Raw genomic sequence first — 16,718 nt, 5'->3', positions numbered from 1 at the left:
TGCCCACAAGTCGGGTGATCGATGATCATGAGGTTGGCGTTGGAGAGAGCGTTTGCCCGGACGCTAACTTCATGATCACCGCAGTGATCGGGCTGGTCCGGGGGAACGGGCCGGTGCGCATGTCAGGGCTGAGGCGAGACGAGTAGATCTAGACGAGTTAGGGCTCGATCTCAGCCATTTCTCGTCTAGATCTGCTGCCCGTACGTGCGCCGTGATCGTGGCGAGTGGTTGCCCCTGGGCGGGCAATTGGTCGACACAGTCGCCGAGTCTCTGCGCGATAGCGACGGCGCGGCCACCGCGCGGCGCCAAGATCCGACCGATCAGGCGTCGTCATCGCCTGACATGGATCGACTTTCCTTAACTTCCCAGCCTTGGGGGCGGCCTACTCACACGCACCTTGCCAACCTCCCGGCCTTGAGGGCGCCCCACTCACACGCGCCAAATGTGGCCTTAGCCATGAATCGCCGAAATCGCCTGTCGTTGCCGAGCGGTTTGAGCCGCCGCCCTCAAGCTTGTGGGTGTGCGCCTTCTCCTCGCGGCAGTCGCGGTCACGCTCGCGTTAGTCGGCTGCACCCCGGTCGCCGACCCCGACGCACCCTCCGACGCGCCGGCCGCCGCCGATGACACCGTACGCCTCCTCGGCCAGCTCACCGTCGCGAAGGCCGGCTCGATGAAGGGGTACAGCCGGGCGCGGTTTCCTCACTGGCGAGACGCCGGGAAGAACTGCGACGTCCGGGACACCGTGCTCCAGCGGGACGGCGAAAGCATCAAGCTCAGCGGCTGCAACGTCGTCGGTGGACGCTGGTACAGCGAGTACGACAAGCGCACGTTCTCGGATCCGGCCGACCTGGACGTCGACCACATGGTCCCGCTGGCGAACGCCTGGCGTTCGGGCGCCGACAAGTGGGACGACGAACGCCGGGGCGACTTCGCCAACGACCTGACCCGCCCGCAGTTGCTCGCCGTCTCGGCCAGCTCCAACCGGGCCAAGGGCGACCAGGACCCGTCCGAGTGGCAACCGTCCAACCGCGACTACTGGTGCACGTACGCCCAGAGCTGGATCGCCGTGAAGTCGTACTGGCGGCTTTCTGTCACGACCGCGGAAAAGGCGACGCTGACCGACATGTTGGACACCTGCCCGGCCCAGAAGCCATAGACTGCGGTGATGGCCGAGCAGACCACCGACATCACGGCGGGGCCGGGCGGTGTCATGACCGACGAGGTCGGCGTCGTCACGGGCGACCTGACGCTGCGCACCGAGCTGGTCGACGGTCAGGTCACGCTGCGCGTCCAGTACAAGGACGCCGACGAGTGGTACACCGTGACCGGCGGCCGCGCACCCCTGGCGAGCGAGGCCGACCTGGCCGCGGTGCACACCATCGCGGTCGGCCTGCTCAACCGCCCAGAAGGCTAGAGGTAGGCCCCGGGCTCGCTCGGCGCCGACACCACCGCCGGGGCCTCACCCTCGTCCGCCGGGCGGACCAGCTCGACGCGTACCTCGTGCGGCCGCAGCTCGCCCGACGCGATCTGCTCGGCCCAGTGACAGGCCACGCGCGTGCCGCCCACGTCGCGCAGCACCGGCCGCTCCTCCGCGCACCGGGTCGGCTGCGCCCACGGGCAGCGGGTGTGGAAGCGGCACCCCGCCGGCGGGTTGGCCGGCGAGGGCAGGTCACCGGCGAGCAGGATGCGCTCGCGGTGGTCCTCGATATCGGGGTCTGGCACCGGCACGGCGGACATCAGGGCCCGCGTGTACGGGTGCAGCGGCTCCCGGTAGAGCCGGTCGCTCGGCGCCTCTTCGACCAGCGCGCCGAGGTACATCACACCGACGACGTCGGAGATGTGCCGCACCACGGCCAGGTCATGCGCGATCACCAGGTACGTCAGGCCGAGCTCGCCCTGAAGCTCATCGAGCAGGTTGATCACCTGGGCCTGGATGGAGACGTCGAGCGCGGAGACCGGCTCGTCCGCGACGATCAGCTCGGGGCCCAGCACGAGCGCCCGGGCGATGCCGATCCGCTGCCGCTGGCCACCGGAGAACTCGTGCGGGTAGCGGGACAGCGCCCACCGCGGCAGGCCCACGGCGTCGAGCGTCTTGCCGATGATCTGCCGGCGCTCGGCCCGGCTGCCGCCGATATCGTGCGCGGCCAGGCCCTCGACCAGGATCGACTCGACGTTCTGCCGGGGGTCCAGGCTGGACATCGGGTCCTGGAAGATCATCTGCATGCGGCGCCGCATGCTCCGCAGCTTGGCCGGCGCCAGCTTGGTCAGCTCGACGCCGTCGAACCGCACCTCGCCCCCGGTCGGCGGGGTGAGCTGCAGGATCGCCCGGCCCAGCGTCGACTTGCCGCAGCCCGACTCGCCCACCAGCCCGTACGTCTGGCCGCGCGGCACGGTCAGGTCGACGCCGTCGACCGCCTTGACGTGCCCGACGACCCGGTCGAAGAACACCCCCGTCGTGATCGGGAAGTGCACCTTGAGGTCGCGGACCTCCACCAAAGCCTCGGTCATGCGGGGACCTCCGATGGAGCCGACAACGGCTCCGGGTTGACACAGCGGTACTCGTGCCCGGTGTGGGTCGGCACCATCGCCGGCGGCTCCCCGACGCAGGCATCGACCCGCCGGTCGCAGCGCGGCGCGAACGCGCACCCGTCCGGCCACGGCAGCACGTCGCGCACCGAGCCGCGGATCGGCGTGAGCTTTTCGCCACGGCCCACGTCGAGGCGCGGGATCGACCGCAACAACCCCACCGTGTACGGGTGCCGCGGCGCGGCGAAGAGCTCCCTCCGGCGGGCGGTCTCGACCACCCGGCCGGCGTAGAGCACGTTGATCGTGTCGCACATGCCGGCGACCACCCCGAGATCGTGAGTGATCATGATGAGGGCGGTGCCGGAATCGCGTACCAAATCCTTGAGAAGCTCGAGGATCTGGGCCTGGATGGTCACGTCGAGCGCCGTGGTGGGCTCGTCCGCGATGAGCAGCCGTGGCTGGCAGGCCACGGCCATCGCGATCAGCGCGCGCTGCCGCATGCCGCCGGAGAGCTGGTGGGGGTATTCCTTCAGGCGGCGCCGCGGGTCCGGGATGCCGACCCGGTCGAGCAGCTCCGCGGCCTCCTTGCGGGCGGCGTCGCCGCTCATGTTCCGGTGCCGGGCCAGGACCTCGGTCACCTGGATGCCGATGGGGATCACCGGATTGAGCGAGGAGAGCGGGTCCTGAAAGATCATCGCGACGTCCCGGCCGCGGACATCCCGCATCGAGCGCGCGTCGAGCCTGAGCAGGTCGGTGCCATCGAAGTCCGCAGCGCCGCCCACCTCGACGCCGCGCTGCTTGGGCAGCAGGCCCATGAGCGCGAGCGACGTCACGCTCTTGCCGCAGCCGGACTCGCCGACCAGGCCGATCACCTCACCGGCGTCCACAGTGAACGAGACGCCGTCGACCGCGTGCACGGTGCGCTGGCCGCGCCGGGAGAACGTGACGGAAAGGTCTGTGACATCCAACAGCGCCACAGCTACCTCCGCAGCTTCGGGTCGAGGGCCTCGCGCATCGCCTCGCCGAGGAGGGTAAAGCCCAGCGCGGTGATGATGATGGCCACGGCCGGGTAGATCGCCAGTGCCGGCCGGACGCTGAGCTGATCCTGCGCGTCCGCCAGCATCAGGCCCCACTCCGGCTGGGCCGAGTCGGTGTTGCCCAGCCCGAGGAACGACAGGGCCGCCACCTCGATGATGGCGGTGGCCAAGGTCAGGGTCGCCTGCACGATCACCGGCGCGAGCGAGTTCGGTATGACATGGCTAATCGCGATCTTCGACTTGCGTACGCCCAGCGAACTGGCCGCGAGCACGTAGTCCCGGTTGGCCTGGGCGATCATGGAGCCGCGCAGCAGCCGAGCGAAGATCGGCACCGACACCACGCCGACCGCGATCATCACGGTGACGAGGCTCGGGCCGAGGAGCGCCGCGATGCTCACCGCCAGCAGCAGCCCCGGCAGCGACAGCAGCATGTCGACGATCCGCATCAGGGTGCTGTCGACCAGGCGACCCCAGCGGCCACCGAGGCCCGCCGACGCGCCGGCGACGCCCCCGATCAGGACGCCGATCGTCAGGCCGATGAGCGTGGAGACGATGCCCACGAGCAGCGTCTGCCGAGCGCCCACGATCAGCCGGCTGAACTCGTCCCGGCCCTGGTGGTCATACCCGAACCAGTGCTCCGCGGACGGGCCGGGGATCAAGCCCGCCCTGATCACGCCCTCGCGGATACCGGACGGGTCGACCGGGTCGTGGGGCACCAGGAACGGGCCGACGACCGCGACCAGCACGAAGATCACAAGAATCACGGTGCCCACGATGGCGGACGGGTTGCGCCGCAGCCGGCGCCACGCCTCCCGCCAGAGGCTGACGCCCTGCTCGTCGTCGCGTACGGCGGACAGCTCAGCCAGCCGGTCAAGCTTCTCGGCCTTCTTGCGGCCCGGTGCGATTGTCATCGGACCCTCACCCTCGGGTCGATCAGGCTGTACGACACGTCGACCGCCAGGTTCACCAGCGCGAAGACCAACGCGATGATCATGATGAAGCCCATGAGCACCGGGTAGTCCAGATTGTTGATCGCGTCGTAGATGAACGCCCCGATCCCGCTGAACGCGAAGACCGTCTCGGTGAGCACCGCGCCGGAGAGCAGCAGGCCGGTGAGCAGACCGATCGAGGTCGCCACCGGGAGCATCGCGTTGCGCAGCACGTGCCGCCGGCGTACGACGCGCTCGGTGAGGCCCTTCGCCTCGGCGGTGCGGACGAAGTCCTCGCCGAGCACCTCCAGCACGCTGGCCCGGGTGATCCGCACGATGATGGCGAGCGGGATGCTGGCCAGCGCGATGCCGGGCAGGACCAGGTGCCAGATCGCGTCGGCGGCGGCGTCCCACTCGCGGGTGAGCAGCCCGTCCAGGACGAAGAAGTTCGTGATGTGGGTGGCCTCGATCGTGGGGTCTTGCCGACCGATGGTCGGAAACCAGCCGAGGTTCTCCGCGAAGATCGCCTTGAGGACGTACGCCAGGAAGAAGATCGGGATGCAGGTGCCGAGCAGCGAGCCACCGACCGAGCCGTGGTCGAGAAACGAGCCCCGCCGCCGCGCCGCCAGGTAGCCCAGCGGGATGCCGATGACGATCGCGATCGTCATCGCCGTGATGGTCAGCTCGACGGTGCCGGGGAAGCGCTCCACGAACTCGGTCGTGACCTCGCGCTTGGTGGCGATCGAGGTGCCCAGGTCGAAACTGATGAGCCGCTTCACGAAGCGGCCGTACTGGATCAGGATGGGCTCATCGAGGCCCAGGTTGTGGCGGATCTGGGCGCGCATCTCGGGCGTGCCGCGCTCGCCCAGCAGTGCGGTCTCGGGGCCACCCGGCAGGCGGTGCAGCCAGATGAAGAGCAGGATGGACAGTCCGAACAGCGTGGGGATGAGCTGCAGGAGCCGTCTGACGATGAATCGGAACACGGGCGCCTCGGCGGGTGACTAAGCGGGCCCGCGTGGGCGGGCACCTGGTGAGTGCCCGCCCACGCGTTCCTATCTATATATATTTAGGACTTGAACTCGGCGCTGGCGTACCGCTCGTCAGTGAGCGGGCTTGCCTTTACGCCGGTCACGTCCTTACCGAGGACAAGAGCCGGGGGAGAGTGCGAGATCGGCACGCCCGGCAGGAAGTTCATGATGTCCGCGTTCAGCTCCTTGTAGAGCGCGACGCGGGCGGCTGCGTCCGCGGTCTCGTCGGCCTTCTTGAACTTGGCGAACAGGTCGGGGTTGTTGTAGCCCCACTCGTCCTTCGGCCGGTCGAAGAAGGTGCCGATAAAGTTGTAGGCGTCGCCGTAGTCACCGGTCCAGCCCAGGAAGTGGATGTCGTGCTTGTTGCCCGACGTCGTCGCGTTCAGGTAGTCCGGGCTCCACTTGAGCGGGATCGCCTGCACCGTGATGCCGGCCGCCTTCAGGTCCGCCGCGACGAGCTCGAAGAGGTCCTTCGGGTTCGGCATGTACGGCCGGGTGACCTCGGTCGGGTAGTGGAAGCGCAGGGTCAGGTTGGACGCGCCAGCCTGGGCGAGCAGGTCCTTGGCCTTCTGCACGTTGTAGTCGTACGTGGTGACCTGGTCGTTCCAGCCCTCGACGGTGGGCGGCAGGAACTCCTTCGCCACCTCGGCGCCCGGCGGCAGCTTGGAGTCGACCAGCGCCTTGCGGTTCAGCGCGTACGCGATCGCCTGCCGCACCCGGAGGTCCTTGAGCTTCGGGTTGCCGCTCTGGTTGATGGCCAGGTAGAGGATGTTGAACGCGGGCCGGGTCAGCACGTTGAAGCCCTCGCCCTTGAGCGGCTCGACGTCGGCGGGACCGACCAGGTCGTACCCCTGGATGTCGCCGGACCGCAGCGCCTGCTTGCGGGCGTTCTCGTCGGAGATGGTCCGGAAGATCAGGGTCTTGAGCTTGGCCTTGTCGCCCCAGTAGGCGTCATTGCGCTCGATGGTGAGCGTCTTGTCGGCGATGTTCCAGCTCTTGAACTTGAACGGGCCGGTGCCGGTCGGGTGCTCCATCGCGTACGACGGGTACTTGATGTCGTCCGCGCTGCCGCCGACGTTGCTGGCGTCGTACTGCTGCAGGGCCTGCGGGCTGTGGATGGAGAACGAGGGCAGCATCAGCGCGGCCGGGATCTTGCTGGAGACCCGGGTGAAGGCGAGGTCGACGGTGGTCGCGTCCTTCGCCGTGCACGACTTGAAGAGGCTCGGCGGCAGGTCGGGGGATTCGCTCTTCGCGAAGCCGCCCATGATGTCCTGCCAGTACGCGGTGACGTCCGGGCTCTGCATCAGACCCGCGGAGTTGTACCACCGGTTGAAGTTCACGCAGACGGCCTCGGCGTTGAAGTCCGTGCCGTCGTGGAACTTCACACCCGACCGCAGCTTGAACGTCCACACCGTGCCGGTCGCGTCCGGGGTCCAGCTCTCCGCCAGGCCGGGCGAGACCTTCGTACCGCCCTCTTCGGGCCGGACCAGGGTCTCGAAGATCTGCCGGGCGACACGCAGCGACTCGCCATCACTGGCAAGGCTGGGGTCGAGCACCTTGGGATCCCCGGCGACACCGAAGACCAAGGTGTCCTTCGTGCTCTGGCCCGAGCCTTCGTCGCGATCGCTTTCGGCACAGCCAGCTACCGCGAGGGCGGCGACCGCAACGGCCGCGATCGCGGCCTTCGGCCTTGATGCACGCATGGTGCTTCACCTCGTCCTATGGGTACGGACATACGCGGTGACGGAGGTCACCGATGGCGTGGACACTAGCGGGCGTTCTTACTGGCCGGAAACCGCCCGATAAGGGGTTGGTACCGGATCGTGTCCTAGTCGCCACGGACCATGCGTTGGTGATCGACTGACCGAGACCAAACAAGCCGTTTGTCCCAATTTAGTCGATGCCAAGTTGTTACATGAAGAGAGTGTTTCACCGGCGCGCTGTCAGACCGCTCGGCGCCCCTCGAAGGCCCGCCCGAGCGTGATCTCATCGGCGTACTCAAGATCACCACCGACCGGCAGGCCACTGGCCAGGCGGGTCACCGAGATGCCCATCGGCTTGACCATCAGCGCCAGGTAGGTCGCCGTCGCCTCACCCTCGGTGTTGGGGTCGGTGGCGAGGATCAGCTCCTTGACCGTGCCCGCGCTCAGCCGCGCCATCAACTCGCGGATGCGCAGGTTGTCCGGGCCGATGCCCTCCAGCGGATTGATCGCCCCGCCGAGCACGTGGTAACGCCCGCGAAACTCACCGGTCCGCTCGATCGCCACGACATCCTTGGGCTCCTCGACCACGCACAGCACCTCGTCGCTGCGGCGCGGATCACGGCAGATCCGGCACTGCTCCGACTCGGCGACGTTGTAACAGGTCGTGCAGAACCGCACCAGCTCCTTGACCCTCCGCAGCGCGGTGGCCAGCCGGTTGACGTCGATCGGATCCGCTGACAGGACGTGAAACGCGATCCGCTGAGCACTCTTCGGCCCCACACCGGGGAGCCGGCCCAACTCGTCGATCAGGTCCTGGATGGCGCCTTCGTACATTCCCGTCCGTTCAGAAGCCGGGCAGGCCGAGGCCGCCCATACCGCCGGTGACCGGCCCCATCTTCTGCTCGGTCAGCTTGCGCACCGCGTCGTTGGCGTTGTGCACCGCCGCGAGCACGAGGTCTTCGAGCGTCTCCACGTCGTCCGGGTCGACCGCCTTGGGATCGATCTTCACCGACTTGACCTCGCCGGACCCGGAGATCGTCACCGTCACCAGCCCACCGCCGGACGTGCCGGTCACCTCGGCCTCGGCCAGCTCGGCCTGTGCCTCCGCGAGCTGCTCCTGCATCTTCTGCGCCTGCTTCATGAGCTGTTGCAGATTGGGCTGTCCACCGGGACGCATCGCCGTCTCCTCAGTTCATCGATTCGATGCCAGCCTAGGGCATGTCTGGTGGATCTTGTGGGTGCGAGGCGAGGTCCAGGCGGCGTCCGGCGGCACCCGCCGCAGCTCCACAAAGATCCGCCAGACATGCCCTAAACCTCGCCGATCTTTTCGGCGCCGAAGGTCTGCTGCAACAACTGCATGGCCTGCTGCTCGCTGCTCTGCCGCGCGGTCCGCTCGTCGACCACATCGTCGGTCGGCTCATCCCCGGGGTCAAAGCCCTCATAGGCGGCCTTCGGCCGCGGACCGTCAAACTCCGGGTCGTAAGGAGGCTCGCCGGCAAACGAACTGTCCGCGGTCTTGACAGCAGCAGCAGGGGTACGCCCAACCCGTCCCGCCGCAGCGGCCCTCGCCGCGGCGAGCCCGTTGGTCTGTGAGGGCTCCGGCTCGGGCGGCTTGCCAGCCGCTCCCGCCTGGGCGGCGGCACCTCCGGGGCGCGCCGGCTCGGGCCAGTCGTCACTGGTCGCCGGCTTCGGCGGCGGCGCTGGCGCTGCCTTTTGTGGCGGCGGGATCGCTTTGGGCGGCTGCATGGGGGTGGCTCGCTGGTCGCCCGCCATTTCGCAGCGGACCTCCCAGCGGACCCCGAGCACCTCGTAGATCGCTTCGGTGATGACGCTGGCTTCCTTGGCCACCATCTGCGCGTGCACCGGATGCTGGAACGTCAGCACCAGCGCCTCACCGTCCAACTCGCGGACGGTCGCGTTGCGGGCCAAGGCCGCGATCCGCTTGCTGCGATCGTTGACCATGCCGAGGATCTCGTCCCACGCCTGGCGCACGCCGGCGACGTCGAGCTGCGCCGGCGGGCGGCTGCCGGGGCGTTCCGGCTCGGGGGTCGCCGGATCGTCCATGACCGCGACGACCGGCTTTGCCGGCGCGGGCACCGTCACCGCCTCGGGCTGGGCCGCTGGCGCCTCCGCTACCGGCGGCGCGGGCGGCGCGGTCTTTGTGGGCGGTGCGGGCGTTGTGGGCGGCCGCACCTCCTGGACGCTGGGGCGGCTGCCTTCGTCGCTGAGCTTCTCGTTGCCGCCCTCGTAGCCGCCGCCCGCCGTGATCCGGCGCTCCATGCGCTCCAGCCGCTGGAGCAGGTCGCCGCCGCTGTCGGTGCCCGGCAGCAGCATGCGCGCCGTGATCAGCTCCAGGAGCAACCGCGGCGCGGTCGTGCCGCGCATCTCCACCAGCCCGTTGTGGACAATGTCGGCGCACCGCGACAGCGTCCCCTGGCCGAGCCGCTGCGACTGGGCGACCATCCGCTCGATCTGGTCGGTCGGCCCGTCGATCAGCCCCTTCGTCGCCGCGTCGGGCACCTGCTGCAACACGATCAGGTCCCGCAGCCGCTCCAGCAGGTCGGACGCGAACCGCCGCGGATCGTGACCGGCCTCGGCCACCCGGTCGATCGTCGCGTACGCCGCGGCCCCGTCACCGGCAGCCAGCGCGTCACACATCTCGTCGATCAACGCCACATCCGTGACCCCGAGCAGCGCCACCGCCCGCGGGTACGTGACGCCCTCCGGCCCCGCACCGGAGATCAGCTGGTCGAGCACGGACAGCGTGTCCCGCGCGCTGCCACCCCCGGCCCGCACCACCAGCGGAAACACCGCCGACTCCACCTTGACGCTCTCCGCCGCGCAGAGCTGCTCCAGGTACGGCCGGAGCACACCCGGCGGGATCAGCCGGAACGGATAGTGATGCGTACGCGACTTGATCGTGCCGAGCACCTTTTCCGGCTCGGTCGTGGCAAAGATGAACTTGACGTAGTCCGGCGGCTCCTCGACCAGCTTGAGCAGCGCGTTGAAGCCCGCCGACGAGACCATGTGCGCCTCGTCGATCACGTAGATCTTGTAGCGGCTGCTGGCCGGCGCGAAGAACGCCCGCTCCCGCAGCTCGCGCGCGTCGTCCACGCCACCGTGGCTGGCCGCGTCGATCTCGATCACGTCGATGGAGCCGGCGCCATCGTTCGCCAGGGACTTGCACGACTCGCACTGGCCACACGGCTCGGGCGTCGGACCCTGGGCACAGTTGAGCGAGCGGGCCAGGATGCGGGCGCTGCTGGTCTTACCGCAGCCACGCGGACCGGAGAACAGGTATGCATGGTGCAGGCGACCGCTGCGCAGCGCCTGAGACAGCGGCTCGGTAACGTGCTCCTGGCCGATGACCTCGGCAAACGTGCGCGGCCGGTACTTGCGGTAGAGCGCCAGTGCCACTCTCCCCGCCTCCTCTCGACCGCGCCATTCTCCCCGGCTGCCCCATAGGTTGCCACCGGGGTATGACACGAAAGAGGCCCCCGTGCACCCGCCAGAGCCCGCTTATCCTTGCTGCCTTCCGGCCCTGGGGAGGTTCACAGGGTGTACGCCGCACGAGGGGCGCTGCCCACTGTACCCGGTGGTGCCGGTTGCGCGTCGGCGGTGGGCGTACCTGTATCGTGTCCCGCGGAGGATTCGCCTAGAGGCCTAGGGCGCACGCTTGGAAAGCGTGTTGGGGGCAACCCCTCACGAGTTCGAATCTCGTATCCTCCGCCACGCTCAGCGGCCCAGGAGGCCCTCAGCTTCCCCGGGCACCGCGTCGGATGGCGTCGCCTGGTTCCTGGGGCCAGCGATCACGCCCGCGGCGCCGACCCACTCCGTGTGATCTCCACCACCCGCCATTGAGGGTGCCATCCAAGAGACCACGACGATATCCGCCGTGAATGAACGACGTGAACAGATCAAAAACACCTTCCTGTTGCGCGCATAGGCAAAATGGAGTTAGCAAGGTCCGACGACACAGGGGGCGGCGATGACGATTCGCAAGCTTGATCTGGCGCCCGAAGTCGGCGGAAACATCAAGAAGATCGCGACTGCCGCTATTGCCGTCGCGGCTTCTGTCGCGATCTCCATGGGCTTTCTCCTCTCCCCCATGCTTGTCGGTTCGTTGAACCGAAGCAATCAGGATTGGTCGCGGCTGAGCGAAATCGGCGAAGCGTACGGCCCGGTGTCCGCTCTGCTAGCCACGCTGGCGTTGGTCGCGGTCTCTGTGTCGTTGCTGCTCCAGCGCAGCCAACTGCGGCACGACCGGTTGTGGTTGCAGCGCGAAATGACCTTTAACCTTCTCAAGGTCGCGATGGACGACCCGGCCTATGGACAGTGCTGGGGACCTCGGGTAAGCCCACCGGAAGTAGACGAGCGCTTCTTCTACTACGTTAACTTGATACTGATGGTGTGGTCGCACACATGGGAAAACCAGCAAGTTTCGGAGGATCAAATCCGGACATATGCCCGAACGCTATTCGACAGCGAGGTACCGCGGCTTTACTGGCAACGCTTTGGCGGCTTGAGATCGAATGCACGCCCGCAAGAGCGTTCCTTCTATCGGATCATTAACGATGAGTACGTAAAGGCGGTCACCGCCGGGCCACCGTCTCGCCCATTCGAGCCTCCCAGCGAGCACCAACGCCGCAACCATGCCCCTTTTGTCCGGGAGGTGCATTGGCCGGCGAACGCCTCGCCGCAGCCTGCCCCTAGAGCTGGCCAGTTGGCGGCGCCTCCAGAGCACCAGCCTTAGCCGCGGCGACAAACGTGGCCCAAACCGGCAGTTCGAAGGTCAGGACGGTCTCAGGCTGCTGCGAGTTGCGGAACCAAACCCGATCTTCATGGAAGGCTATCTCCGCGCAGTGAGCCTCACTCACACATCGGCCGCTTCGATACCAGGCGAGGTGGGGTTGGTGGGCCAACGTGATCTCCTGCGTCTGACCAATGTGGACGGACACATCGTGGCATTGATAGAAAGATCAACAGCCCCATGACGCGCTCGACACGCCGAGCGGAGCGCGTCACGCCTGGCCGGTCCGTCGGGCCAGCCAGGCGTTCGACCTGCTTAGGAGCGGTGGCGGCGGGATTTGAACCCGCGGAGGGCTTGCACCCTCACACGCTTTCGAGGCGTGCTCCTTAGGCCACTCGGACACACCACCGCGAAGAAGGGTACCCGACCGCCGGGGGCGCGGTCGTGGCGGTATGCCGCCTGGCAGGATCGCTCCCATGAGTACGCACATCGGCGCGAAGCCGGGCGAGATCGCTGAGCGGGTCCTGATGCCGGGTGACCCGCTGCGGGCCAAGTGGATCGCGGAGACGTACCTCGAGGATGCCAAGTGCTACTCGACGGTGCGGAACATGTTCGGCTTCACCGGGACGTACCAGGGTGTGCGCGTGTCGGTGCAGGGCTCCGGCATGGGCATGCCGTCCGCGTCGATCTACGCACACGAGCTCATCAACGACTACGGCGTCAACACCCTCATCCGGGTCGGCTCGTGCGGCGCCCTGTCCGAGTCGATCAAGCTGCGGGACGTGATCGCGGCGATCGGGTCGTCGACCGACTCGAACATGAACCGGATGCGCTTCGACGGCCTGATCGACTACGCGCCGGTGGCGGACTTTGGCCTGCTCCGCACTGCGGTGGACGTGGCCGCGCGGCGGGGCATCCAGATGCACGTGGGCCCCATCCTGGCCGCCGACGCGTTCTACACGGACCGCCCTGACCTCTACGACACGCTGGCGGACTACGGCGTGCTGGCCGTGGAGATGGAGTCCGCCGCGCTGTACACGATCGCGGCGCGCTTCAAGGCTAGGGCGCTGACCATCCTGACCGTGAGCGACCACATCAAGACCGGCGAACGCACCACGTCCGAGGAACGCGAACAAACCTTCACCGAGATGGTCCAGGTGGCGCTGGACACCGCCATCGCCTGACCCCAAGATCCCCGTGATCAGGGAGTGACTCCGGCGCCGCGCCGCGACACGCCAGAGCCGCTCCCTGATCAACGCCCCGGCGCGCGCGGAGCGCGAGCGCGCGTGGGGCTAGGGGGTGGATAGGGCTTCGGTGGGGGAGAGGCGGGAGGCGCGGACGGCGGGGTAGAGGCCCGCTATGGCGCCGATCATGAGGGTGGCCAGCAGGCCGCCTCCCATGGCCCAGGCCGGGACTACCGTGGGCCACTCCTGGGTCCAGGAGTACGTGGCGGTGACGGCGATCCCGACCAGGACGCCTGCCAGGCCGCCCAACGCCGACAGCAGCAGGGACTCGGCCAGGAACTGTAGGCGGATCTGGCCTCTCGTGGCGCCCAGCGACCGGCGCAGCCCGATCTCCGCACGGCGTTCCAGCACCGAGATCACCATCGTGTTGGCCACGCCCACGCCGCCGACCAGGAGCGCCACCGCGCCCAGGCCGAGCAGCAGGCCGTTCAGGGCCTCGTCGGTGGCCTGCTTGGCGGCCAGCGCGTCGGACGGGCGGGACACCTCGACCTCGTTGGGGTTCTCCGGGTTGGCGGTCGCGGCGAGCACCGCCTGGACGGATTCCACGGAGGTCTCCGTCGTACGGGTGTAGACGGTCGTGGCGTACCCGTCGAAGCCGAGATCCGACGCGGCGACCGGCCAGCCGATCAGCGCGGCTGTGTCCAGTTCCGGGGCCAGCGGCACCGGGTCCAGTACGCCCACCACCGTGAACCAGCGCTCCCCCAGCCAGACCTGCACGGACGGGCCGGCCAGGGCCACGCCGAGCCGGTCGGCCGCGGTGGAGCCGAGTACGACGGCGGGGTATTCGGCGGTGCGGTCGTTGAGCCAGGTGCCGCTCGCCACGGTCGCGCCCACCGTGCCGGGCAGGTCGGTACGGGCGGCGCGTACTCCGATGCCGCCGGACTGGGCGGCGGGGATCTCGTCGTTGCGGTACACCTTCGCGTCGACGTTGCCGGTGGCGCTGACCGACTCGACCGGGCCGATCCGGTCGATCATGCCGATCGCCTCGTCGGGGAGGTGCGAGTCCTCGCCGAAGAAGGTCTGGCCGGGCCCGACGGTGAGCAGGTTGGTGCCCAGCCGGTCCAGGGTGCGGTCCAGTTCGGCGCGGGACGACGTGGAGATGCCCACGACGGCCAGCATCGCGGCGATGCCGATCGCGATGCCCAGCGCGGACAGGAAGACGCGCAGCGGCCGGGAGCGAAGCCCCGACCCCCCGACCCTGAGGACGTCGAGAAAACCCAGGCGAGCGGGCTTCACGACACCACCTGCCCGTCGCGCATGTGCACCTGCCGGGGCAGCGAAGCGGCGATGTCCCGGTCGTGCGTGATCACGACGACGGTCGTGCCGCTGGCGTGCAGGTCGCGCAGGAGCGCCATCACCGCCGCCCCGGACGCCGAGTCAAGGTTGCCAGTCGGCTCGTCGGCCAGCAGGATCGGCGGCTCGCCGACCACCGCGCGGGCGATGGCCACCCGCTGCCGCTCCCCGCCGGACATCTGGTGTGGCCGGTGGTCCAGGCGATGCCCGAGCCCGACGCGTTCCAAGGCGACCACCGCGCGACGCCGCCGGTTGCGCAGCGGCACGCCGGCGTAGAGCAGTCCGTCGGCCACGTTGTCCACGGCCGGCACGCCGCCGGCCAGATGGAACTGCTGGAAGACAAAACCGATCCGGGTTGACCGGAGCGCGGACAGCGAACGGTCGGAGAGCGTCGACACGTCGTACCCGTCGATGGTGACCTGGCCGGACGACGGGCGGTCGAGCGTTCCGATCATGTGGAGCATCGTGGATTTTCCCGACCCCGAAGGCCCGACGATCGCGACCAGCTCGCCGGCGGCGATCGATAGGGAAGCCTCACGGAGCGCCGTCACGCCCCCCGGGTAGGTCTTGGAGACCCCGGCCAGGGCGATCACTTGGGTACCCCCACGACCATGCCCTCGGCCAGCCCGTCGCCGGAGACCTCCACCTTGCCGCCGGCGAACATGCCGGTGTCGACGGCCACGTACCGGGTCGTGGCGCCCTCGACCACCTGCAGGCCGTACCCGCCCTCGGCGAGCGCGACCAGCGCGTTGAGCGGCACGGTGAGGACGTCCTTGCGCTGCTCGGCCGTAAGGACGACGTCGACGGGCGCCTCGTCGAGCGTGCCGAGCGCCTTCTGGTCGGCCAGCGTGACCGTCACGTCAACCGTCGTGGTTTCCTCGTTTCCGGAGGATGACTTGACAGCCACGGTGCCGACGGAGGACACCTTGCCCTGCACGCGCTTGCCGTCCGGCAGCTCGACGCTGGCCGCGATGCCCTTCTTCACCAGCTGCTGCTTGTCCACCTCCAGGTCGACGCTGACGATCCGGGTGGTGCCGGTGTAGGTGAACACGGGCCCGTTGGCCGGGTCGCCGATGCTGAGCTGGAGGTCAGCGACGCGGAGCTTGCCGGATGCGACCACAGCCTGGCCGACCCCCACGGTGCCGGTCTCGGAGAGGCCCAGGTCTTCCTGCCACTGCTCGACGGCGTCCGCCGTGGACGACGTGTACTCGTCGTCCACAGTGAACCCGTCATAGCCGAGCGCCGAAAGGTTCTGCTCAAAGAGCTTCACGTCCGCGCCCTCGACGCCCGACGACAGCGTGCGGTAGAGCGGCGTTCCTCCATAGAGGAGTACGACGGGATCGCCGTCCACTTCGTACAGCGGCTTGCCCCGGCTCACCACCGCGCCCTCGGCCGGGAGCCAGGTGAGCGTCCCGCCCGATCCGCGCGCCTTGAGGGCCGTCGCGTCGCCGTACCCGAGGGTGCCGTCCACCGTCTCGGTCTGGGTGAGGGTGGCGCGGGTGACCGTCGCGGTGGCGGGCGGCAGGCCGCTGCGTTCGGTCGTCGACGCGTCGGCGCCACCGAAGCCCACCGCGGCGGCGGCACCGGCCGCTACCACCAGCACCACGCCCCCGGCGCCCAGCAGGGCACTCCGCCTCATGAGCCCTGCCCCGGACGGAAGGTGAACTTGTCCTGGCATGCCTCCATGGCCTTCTGGAACTTGGGGTCGTCCATGTCGAACGACGGCTGCTCGCCACCGCCGCCGAAGAGCGAGCCGCTGTTGGGGTCCGGGTCCTGAACGTCGATGCCGTTGTCGCGCATGCACTGCGCCCACTGCCGCAACTGCTCCTGCTGGGCCGGATCCAGCTCCCGCTGCTCACCGCCGTTGGGCGCGAGATCGCGGCACGCCTCAAGCGCCTTCCTCGCCGCGTCGTTCTCGAACATGTCGCGCATCGCTCCAGACCCCTGGAAATTGCCGTCCGGGCCCGGGTCGGGGAAGTCGGGTACGCCGTTGTCCCGCATGCACTGGGCGAACTTGCGGCCCTGATCGCCGTCGCTCGCGCTGGCGCTGGCGCTCGTCGTGGGGCTGGCCTGGTTGTTGGACGCGGTCGCGATGCCGTCGTCGGTGTCAGTCCCGCCGCAGCCGGCGACCAGCGCCGCCGCGAACGCGACTATCAGGAGTCTTCTCATGTTCCGGAAGTGAAGCGAGTCACTGATAACCCCGGCGTA

At 68.7% G+C, this 16,718-nt stretch carries 16 protein-coding genes, 2 tRNA genes, 1 other RNA gene and 1 pseudogene; 5 read left to right on the top strand and 15 right to left on the bottom strand.

The genetic code is table 11. The features are described 5' to 3' along the window. Positions 1 to 520 precede the first annotated feature (520 nt). Together Prum_RS20965 and Prum_RS20960 are read left to right on the top strand one after the other, a co-directional pair. On the top strand, positions 521 to 1,156 hold the full coding sequence (locus Prum_RS20965; RefSeq protein WP_246278006.1) for an HNH endonuclease family protein: 636 nt from the start codon (positions 521 to 523) through the stop codon (positions 1,154 to 1,156). A gap of 18 nt (positions 1,157 to 1,174) precedes the next feature. Continuing rightward, positions 1,175 to 1,414: pseudogene (locus Prum_RS20960) on the top strand (hypothetical protein); the annotation flags it as partial. On the opposite strand, the gene Prum_RS20955 reads toward Prum_RS20960, so the two are convergent. The 9 genes from Prum_RS20955 to ffs form a co-directional block, all read right to left on the bottom strand. Beyond that, entirely contained in the window at positions 1,411 to 2,508 is a 1,098-nt protein-coding gene (locus tag Prum_RS20955) for an ABC transporter ATP-binding protein (protein ID WP_173078080.1), read from the bottom strand. The pseudogene Prum_RS20960 and the gene Prum_RS20955 overlap by 4 nt on opposite strands. Further along, complete coding sequence (locus Prum_RS20950; protein ID WP_173078079.1) at positions 2,505 to 3,503, bottom strand: ABC transporter ATP-binding protein; 999 nt, start codon at positions 3,501 to 3,503, stop codon at positions 2,505 to 2,507. The genes Prum_RS20955 and Prum_RS20950 overlap by 4 nt, the downstream gene beginning before the upstream one ends. Before the next feature lie 2 nt (positions 3,504 to 3,505). Beyond that, a complete protein-coding gene (locus Prum_RS20945; protein WP_173078078.1) occupies positions 3,506 to 4,474 on the bottom strand; it encodes an ABC transporter permease in 969 nt (322 codons plus the stop codon). Further along, positions 4,471 to 5,475, bottom strand: a complete 1,005-nt coding sequence (locus tag Prum_RS20940; RefSeq protein WP_173078077.1) for an ABC transporter permease — start codon at positions 5,473 to 5,475, stop codon at positions 4,471 to 4,473. Before Prum_RS20940 ends, Prum_RS20945 begins: the two co-directional genes overlap by 4 nt. A gap of 83 nt (positions 5,476 to 5,558) precedes the next feature. Beyond that, the gene (locus tag Prum_RS20935; protein WP_173078076.1) at positions 5,559 to 7,223 is read right to left on the bottom strand and encodes an ABC transporter substrate-binding protein; all 1,665 of its coding nucleotides are present in this window, start codon (positions 7,221 to 7,223) and stop codon (positions 5,559 to 5,561) included. A gap of 240 nt (positions 7,224 to 7,463) precedes the next feature. Then, positions 7,464 to 8,057, bottom strand: coding sequence for a recombination mediator RecR (gene recR, locus Prum_RS20930; RefSeq protein WP_173078075.1), 594 nt, complete (start codon positions 8,055 to 8,057; stop codon positions 7,464 to 7,466). A gap of 10 nt (positions 8,058 to 8,067) precedes the next feature. Further along, positions 8,068 to 8,400: a YbaB/EbfC family nucleoid-associated protein gene (locus Prum_RS20925; protein WP_173078074.1), complete on the bottom strand. Its 333-nt coding sequence runs from the start codon at positions 8,398 to 8,400 to the stop codon at positions 8,068 to 8,070. Between the two features lie 131 nt (positions 8,401 to 8,531). Further along, entirely contained in the window at positions 8,532 to 10,640 is a 2,109-nt protein-coding gene (locus Prum_RS20920) for a DNA polymerase III subunit gamma and tau (protein ID WP_173078073.1), read from the bottom strand. A 70-nt stretch (positions 10,641 to 10,710) separates the two neighbouring features. Further along, positions 10,711 to 10,804, bottom strand: an RNA gene (ffs, locus tag Prum_RS20915) — signal recognition particle sRNA small type. A 63-nt stretch (positions 10,805 to 10,867) separates the two neighbouring features. Between ffs and Prum_RS20910 the strand changes: the two genes are divergently transcribed. Further along, a tRNA-Ser gene (locus Prum_RS20910) sits at positions 10,868 to 10,955 on the top strand. A 256-nt stretch (positions 10,956 to 11,211) separates the two neighbouring features. Continuing rightward, a complete protein-coding gene (locus Prum_RS20905; RefSeq protein WP_173078072.1) occupies positions 11,212 to 11,976 on the top strand; it encodes a DUF6082 family protein in 765 nt (254 codons plus the stop codon). Here Prum_RS20905 and Prum_RS55110 read toward each other — a convergent pair. Together Prum_RS55110 and Prum_RS20895 are read right to left on the bottom strand one after the other, a co-directional pair. Next, the gene (locus Prum_RS55110) at positions 11,933 to 12,100 is read right to left on the bottom strand and encodes a DUF397 domain-containing protein (protein ID WP_173078071.1); all 168 of its coding nucleotides are present in this window, start codon (positions 12,098 to 12,100) and stop codon (positions 11,933 to 11,935) included. The two genes, Prum_RS20905 and Prum_RS55110, sit on opposite strands and share 44 nt — an antisense overlap. A gap of 195 nt (positions 12,101 to 12,295) precedes the next feature. Beyond that, positions 12,296 to 12,382: transfer RNA gene (locus Prum_RS20895), tRNA-Ser, on the bottom strand. A 67-nt stretch (positions 12,383 to 12,449) separates the two neighbouring features. On the opposite strand from Prum_RS20895, the gene deoD reads away from it, so the two are divergent. Continuing rightward, the gene (deoD, locus tag Prum_RS20890) at positions 12,450 to 13,157 is read left to right on the top strand and encodes a purine-nucleoside phosphorylase (RefSeq protein WP_173078070.1); all 708 of its coding nucleotides are present in this window, start codon (positions 12,450 to 12,452) and stop codon (positions 13,155 to 13,157) included. Between the two features lie 108 nt (positions 13,158 to 13,265). Here deoD and Prum_RS20885 read toward each other — a convergent pair whose 3' ends face one another. From Prum_RS20885 to Prum_RS20870, 4 genes are read right to left on the bottom strand one after another with little or no spacing between them, the layout of a single operon-like run. Further along, positions 13,266 to 14,453 (bottom strand): ABC transporter permease, encoded by a 1,188-nt coding sequence (locus tag Prum_RS20885; protein WP_173078069.1) that lies wholly within the window; start codon positions 14,451 to 14,453, stop codon positions 13,266 to 13,268. Beyond that, positions 14,450 to 15,103 (bottom strand): ABC transporter ATP-binding protein, encoded by a 654-nt coding sequence (locus tag Prum_RS20880; protein WP_173078068.1) that lies wholly within the window; start codon positions 15,101 to 15,103, stop codon positions 14,450 to 14,452. Before Prum_RS20880 ends, Prum_RS20885 begins: the two co-directional genes overlap by 4 nt. After that, positions 15,100 to 16,149, bottom strand: coding sequence for a peptidoglycan-binding protein (locus Prum_RS20875; protein ID WP_173078067.1), 1,050 nt, complete (start codon positions 16,147 to 16,149; stop codon positions 15,100 to 15,102). The genes Prum_RS20880 and Prum_RS20875 overlap by 4 nt, the downstream gene beginning before the upstream one ends. Continuing rightward, entirely contained in the window at positions 16,146 to 16,679 is a 534-nt protein-coding gene (locus Prum_RS20870; RefSeq protein WP_173078066.1) for a hypothetical protein, read from the bottom strand. The genes Prum_RS20875 and Prum_RS20870 overlap by 4 nt, the downstream gene beginning before the upstream one ends. Positions 16,680 to 16,718 lie beyond the last annotated feature (39 nt).

Origin of the sequence: Phytohabitans rumicis, assembly GCF_011764445.1 — a bacterium.
In the GTDB taxonomy this organism is placed as follows: Bacteria; Actinomycetota; Actinomycetes; order Mycobacteriales; family Micromonosporaceae; genus Phytohabitans; species Phytohabitans rumicis.
The sequence above is the reverse complement of the archived record's forward strand: the minus strand, read 5'-3'. Positions and strand labels throughout refer to the sequence as shown.

Coding starts and splice junctions, on each gene's coding strand:
- Prum_RS20955 (WP_173078080.1), bottom strand. CDS start 2,508: ATGACCGAGGCTTTGGTGGAGGTCCGCGACCTCAAGGTGCACTTCCCG.
- Prum_RS20945 (WP_173078078.1), bottom strand. CDS start 4,474: ATGACAATCGCACCGGGCCGCAAGAAGGCCGAGAAGCTTGACCGGCTG.
- Prum_RS20935 (WP_173078076.1), bottom strand. CDS start 7,223: ATGCGTGCATCAAGGCCGAAGGCCGCGATCGCGGCCGTTGCGGTCGCC.
- recR (WP_173078075.1), bottom strand. CDS start 8,057: ATGTACGAAGGCGCCATCCAGGACCTGATCGACGAGTTGGGCCGGCTC.
- Prum_RS20925 (WP_173078074.1), bottom strand. CDS start 8,400: ATGCGTCCCGGTGGACAGCCCAATCTGCAACAGCTCATGAAGCAGGCG.
- Prum_RS20905 (WP_173078072.1), top strand. CDS start 11,212: ATGACGATTCGCAAGCTTGATCTGGCGCCCGAAGTCGGCGGAAACATC.
- deoD (WP_173078070.1), top strand. CDS start 12,450: ATGAGTACGCACATCGGCGCGAAGCCGGGCGAGATCGCTGAGCGGGTC.
- Prum_RS20875 (WP_173078067.1), bottom strand. CDS start 16,149: ATGAGGCGGAGTGCCCTGCTGGGCGCCGGGGGCGTGGTGCTGGTGGTA.
- Prum_RS20870 (WP_173078066.1), bottom strand. CDS start 16,679: ATGAGAAGACTCCTGATAGTCGCGTTCGCGGCGGCGCTGGTCGCCGGC.